General features: G+C 48.6%; 2 protein-coding genes and 1 pseudogene. All 3 read right to left on the bottom strand.

Annotated features, from left to right (window positions below; translation table 11 throughout):
• On the bottom strand, positions 1–351 hold a 351-nt coding region (locus AC5V8P_RS25535), incomplete at its 3' end, for an ABC-2 family transporter protein (protein ID WP_495474046.1).
• A 1-nt stretch (position 352) separates the two neighbouring features.
• Positions 353–1,159 (bottom strand): ABC transporter permease, encoded by an 807-nt coding sequence (locus AC5V8P_RS25530; protein ID WP_025678798.1) that lies wholly within the window; start codon positions 1,157–1,159, stop codon positions 353–355.
• Positions 1,149–1,477: pseudogene (locus tag AC5V8P_RS25525) on the bottom strand (multidrug ABC transporter ATP-binding protein); the annotation flags it as partial. The gene AC5V8P_RS25530 and the pseudogene AC5V8P_RS25525, both read right to left, overlap by 11 nt.

The raw sequence follows: 1,477 nt of genomic DNA, 5'->3' as shown, positions 1-1,477 counted from the left end.
CACCATAAATTGCAGCGATACCGGCTTCGTTATAAGCACGTCCAGTGAGCCAGTCCGGATTTTGTCAGGCAGACTTGTAAAATTACTGTAAAATAATCCACTGTAAAATCCGCTCATCATTGTAAACACGCCAATATATAAAAGTATGGCGTCAGGAGACCAGCCGTTAATGTCCGTCCCTGCCCGGTATGGAACCGAGGCGTACAGCAGCTTGATCAGTAAATAAGCCGTTTCAACCAGAAAGGCCGTTATAAAGTTAATGCGATATTCCATCTGCGACATGACGGAAAACTGGACGAACTTCCAGTACAATCTGAGGTAACGTCCAACGTTTCGAAAAACATGTTTCATGTTAACCTCCCACCGAGACAAAGCGTTTGACTCCGGCTTGCCACACCCAGCGTGATACGGCCGCCAGCACTGCAATCCAGATCCATTGCACGCCAATGCCTTCGGCGGCTTCCAGTACAGTCAGCTTGCCCGTCAACGCATTCACCGGAAAAAATACGGTGTAGCTGAACGGTAGCAAGCTGAACAGACGGGCCAAAGCATCTCCAAAAATCGTCAGCGGAAACACGGTACCGCTAGCTACATAAATAACCAGCGACAGCGTGTAAAAAAGTCCTGCCGATTCCGTCACCCAAAAGGCTATGCCGCTGAGCGCGTAATAGACCACAAAATTAAGCACAAGCGCTCCCGGCAACGCCAATATGTAAAGCAGGATATGCGACAGCCCGAAGCTGATTTGTCCTTCCAGGCTAAGACATAACAACAAAATAGCAGCCGCCAGCAGCACGACTGCAGACTGTATGACTTTGCCTCCGATAAACCGACAAAAACGGTAAGCAAAATAATGCACAGGCTGTACCATGAATTTTGCCAGTCCGCCTTCCTTGATGTCTGTAGCAATTTCGTATTCAAAGCCCGTGGCAATCAGTTTTCCAGTTACCCCTGCCATAACTACATACACCAGCATTTCCGACAGAGAGTAACCCAGCACACTTGCTTGTCCCGAAGAACCGAATACCGCAAGCCAGAGAAATATTTGTGTCATGATCGGCAACATAAATCCAGCCATTTGAAGCCAATAATTGGCCCGATACTCCATTTCGTTTTGCATGCCAAGCTGGAGTACCTTCACATATTTGTTATTTCGCATCGGCCAGCCTGCCCCCATCGTACAAATTGGCTATCCCCTCTTCCAGCGGGACGTCCTCAATTGTAAAATCAACGACAGGCAGTGCATCTAAAATCTTTTTGGACCAAGTCAACGTATCGTCTGCATCCAGCTCAAATACCGCCTCCAGCTCCGAGTTGGAGCGAAGCTTGCCGAGCCCCGCCAACGCCAGGCTGGATACAGGTGCCTCCAATCGAACCTTGAGCAATTTACGAGCACCAATGACCTCATTCACCTTGTGCAAGTCTCCGTCATACACCAATCTGCCCCCACTGATAATGATGGATCTGGTGCATAAAT

It is taken from the genome of Paenibacillus sp. N119s (assembly GCF_059447605.1).
The sequence above is the reverse complement of the archived record's forward strand: the minus strand, read 5'-3'. Positions and strand labels throughout refer to the sequence as shown.